The sequence below is a fragment of the Paracoccus sp. (in: a-proteobacteria) genome (assembly GCF_046462195.1).
Lineage (GTDB): Bacteria > Pseudomonadota > Alphaproteobacteria > Rhodobacterales > Rhodobacteraceae > Paracoccus.
In genome coordinates, this window is the sequence record NZ_JBKGUN010000176.1 from 1 (window position 1) to 3,189 (window position 3,189).

The window sequence follows — 3,189 nt, forward strand, 5'->3', positions numbered from 1 at the left end:
TTCGTTGCGGCGACCGGCGTGATCCTGTCGGCCGGCTATGCGCTGTGGCTGTATCGCCGCGTCACTATGGGCGCGCTGATCAAGGAAAGCCTACGCACGATCACCGACATGACCCCCCGCGAAAAGTGGATCTTTGTTCCTCTGATCGCGATGACCCTGATTCTGGGCGTTTATCCGCGCCTGGTGACCGACATCACCGGCCCCTCAGTTCAGGCGCTGCTGGTGAACTTCCACGACGCGCTGCCCGAACAGGCGGCCGATGACGATCTGGCCGCGGCCGCCGTCAGCCATTGAGGAACGCAAGATGACCGGTTTGGACCTTTCCACCATTCTGCCCGAGCTGTGGCTTGCGATCTTTGCCCTGGCGTCGCTGCTGGCAGGGGCCTATTTCGGCAAGGATCAGATCGCCCGCCCGATCCTGTGGGCCAGCGTTCTGGCTCTTCTGGTGGCGGGCCTTTATGTCGGCATGGCGGACCGTCCGCAGCAGAGCGCCTTCTTCGGCATGTTCACGGACGATGCCTTTGCGCGCTTTGCCAAGGTGACGATCCTCTTGTCGGCCGCGGCGGTTCTGGCCATGAGCGCCGAATATCTTGATCGTCACGGGCTGATGCGGTTCGAATATCCAATCCTGATCGTGCTTTCCACGATCGGAATGATGTTCATGGTGTCGGCGGGCGACCTGCTGTCACTCTACATGGGCCTCGAACTGCAGTCGCTGTCGATCTATGTCCTGGCCGCATCGCGGCGTGAAAGCGCCAAATCGTCCGAAGCCGGCCTGAAGTACTTCATCCTTGGTGCGTTGAGCTCGGGTTTGCTGCTTTATGGCGCGTCGCTAATTTACGGATTTGCAGGCACCACGACCTTCCTAGGTATTCTTCAGGTCGTCACGGCGGGCAGCCTGCCCATGGGACTGCTGTTCGGTCTGGTCTTCCTCCTGGTCGGTCTGGCCTTCAAGGTCTCGGCGGTGCCGTTCCACATGTGGACCCCGGACGTTTATGAAGGCGCGCCTTCGCCTGTCACGGCCTTCCTGGCCACCGCACCCAAGGTTGCGGCGATGGCGCTGCTGACCCGGTTGATGTTCGACGCCTTCGGGAACGTGCCGGGCGACTGGACCCAGATCATCGCGATGCTTGCCGTCCTGTCGATGTTCCTGGGTTCCATCGCCGGTATCGGGCAACGAAACGTTAAGCGCCTGATGGCCTATTCCTCGATCGCGCATATGGGCTTCGCCTTGGTGGGTTTGGCTGCTGGAACAACCTATGGCGTGCAGGCGATGCTGCTTTACATGGCGATCTATGCCGTGATGAATGTCGGGACATTCGCCTTCATCCTGTCGCTGGAACGCGACGGCCGTCCGGTCACGGATCTGGAAAGCCTGAACCGCTTTGCCCAGGCGGAACCGTTGAAGAGCTTTGCCGTCCTGTTCCTGATGTTCAGTCTTGCAGGCGTGCCGCCCTTCCTGGGCTTCTTTGCCAAGTACGGGGTGCTGACGGCTGCGGTCGATGCGGGCATGTCGTGGTTGGCGGTCCTGGGGGTCATCGCATCGGTGATCGGGGCGTTTTATTACCTGCGCATCGTCTATTATATGTTCTTCGGGGCCGAGTCCGAGCCGGTGGTCAGTCGTATGGGTGCCGTCCAGTACGCCGCCTTGCTGGTTCCCGCAGCCGCCTTGTTGCTGGGCGCGGTCACGATGCTCGGCATTGACGAGGCCGCAGCCACCGCTGCCCTGTCGCTGGTCGAGCCGATCATCGTCGAGCCTGTCGCGGTCGTCGTTGAATAGCGCGCCGGGCGCCAACTGGCCCGTCGGCGTGGCGCGCCACGTTCTCGAGCGTGTGGACAGCACCAATGCCGAAGCCTTGAGGCTGGCCCCTTCTCTGGCAGGGCCAGCCTGGATCATGGCCCGCCGGCAAGAGGCCGGGCGTGGCCGACGGGGCAGGGCTTGGACCGATCCGCCGGGCAACTTTGCCGCAACGCTGGTGATGCGCCCGCAGGGCGGACCCGCCGATGCTGCCCGTATATCTTTTGTTGCAGCACTGGCCGTGCATGATGCGCTGCGCGTCTTGTGTGGACCGGGGCTGAACCTGTCGCTCAAGTGGCCGAACGATGTACTGCTGAACGGGGGCAAACTGTCCGGCATCCTGCTGGAAAGCGTGGGAAGCGGCGGACGGGTCGTGGCACTGGCCATTGGCATCGGCGTGAACCTGCAAACCGCGCCGGACCCTTGTCAGGTGGAGGCAGGAGCGCTGCGTCCGGTCAGTCTGGCCGAAGAAACGGGGATGCAGGTGACAACCGACGACCTTCTGGATGCCTTGGCCGTCAGCTTTGACGACTGGCAGCGGCAGATGAGCACCTATGGTTTTGCGCCCATCCGGGCCGCTTGGATGGCGAGGGCCGCCAGGCTGGGTCAGACAATCACGGCCAGAACGGGAACGGCTGAGATCACCGGGCGTTTCGAGGGCATCGACGACACGGGCGCGTTGATCCTTGTCGACTCCAAAGGGCGTCAGGCGATTCCTGCGGCCGATATCCATTTCAACGGCGGCTGATCCCCATGCTCTTGTGCATCGATACCGGCAACACCAACACCGTCTTCTCGATCTGGGAAGGCACCCGTTTTCTGGCACATTGGCGCATTCGCACGGATCATCGGCGTACTGCGGACGAATATTATGTCTGGCTGTCGACCCTGATCGCGGTCCAGAAGTTCGAGTTGCAGATCGAGTCCTGCATCATCAGCGCGACCGCACCGCGTGTGGTCTTCAACCTGCGAGTCCTTTGCAACCGGTATTTTGACACGCGGCCCCTGGTGGTCGGCAAGCCGGACTGCCTGCTGCCGGTGGCGCCTCGCGTCGATCCCGGAACGACGGTGGGGCCGGACCGGCTGGTCAATACCGTGGGTGCCTATGACCGTCACGGGCCGGACCTGATCGTGGTGGATTTCGGGACCGCAACGACCTTTGATGTGGTCGATGTGGATGGGGCCTATATCGGAGGCGCAATCGCGCCGGGGGTCAACCTGTCGCTCGAGGCGCTGCACATGGGCGCGGCGTCCCTGCCTCATGTGGATGTGACAATGCCGGCTAAGGTCATCGGCACGAATACGGTTGCATGTATCCAGTCCGGCGTGTTCTGGGGGTATGTCGGTCTGGTCGACGGTATCGTGGACAAGATCCGCGCCGAGCGCGACCG

General features: G+C 62.6%; 3 protein-coding genes and 1 pseudogene. All 4 read left to right on the forward strand.

The features are described 5' to 3' along the window. Positions 1 to 294, forward strand: a pseudogene (locus ACLHHB_RS11010) (NADH-quinone oxidoreductase subunit M); the annotation flags it as partial. Between the two features lie 10 nt (positions 295 to 304). Beyond that, on the forward strand, positions 305 to 1,780 hold the full coding sequence (gene nuoN, locus ACLHHB_RS11015) for an NADH-quinone oxidoreductase subunit NuoN (protein ID WP_410218331.1): 1,476 nt from the start codon (positions 305 to 307) through the stop codon (positions 1,778 to 1,780). After that, positions 1,773 to 2,546 (forward strand): biotin--[acetyl-CoA-carboxylase] ligase, encoded by a 774-nt coding sequence (locus ACLHHB_RS11020; RefSeq protein ID WP_410218332.1) that lies wholly within the window; start codon positions 1,773 to 1,775, stop codon positions 2,544 to 2,546. Before nuoN ends, ACLHHB_RS11020 begins: the two co-directional genes overlap by 8 nt. Positions 2,547 to 2,551: 5 nt before the next feature. After that, positions 2,552 to 3,189: type III pantothenate kinase (locus tag ACLHHB_RS11025; protein WP_410218333.1), on the forward strand; the 638-nt coding region annotated here is incomplete at its 3' end.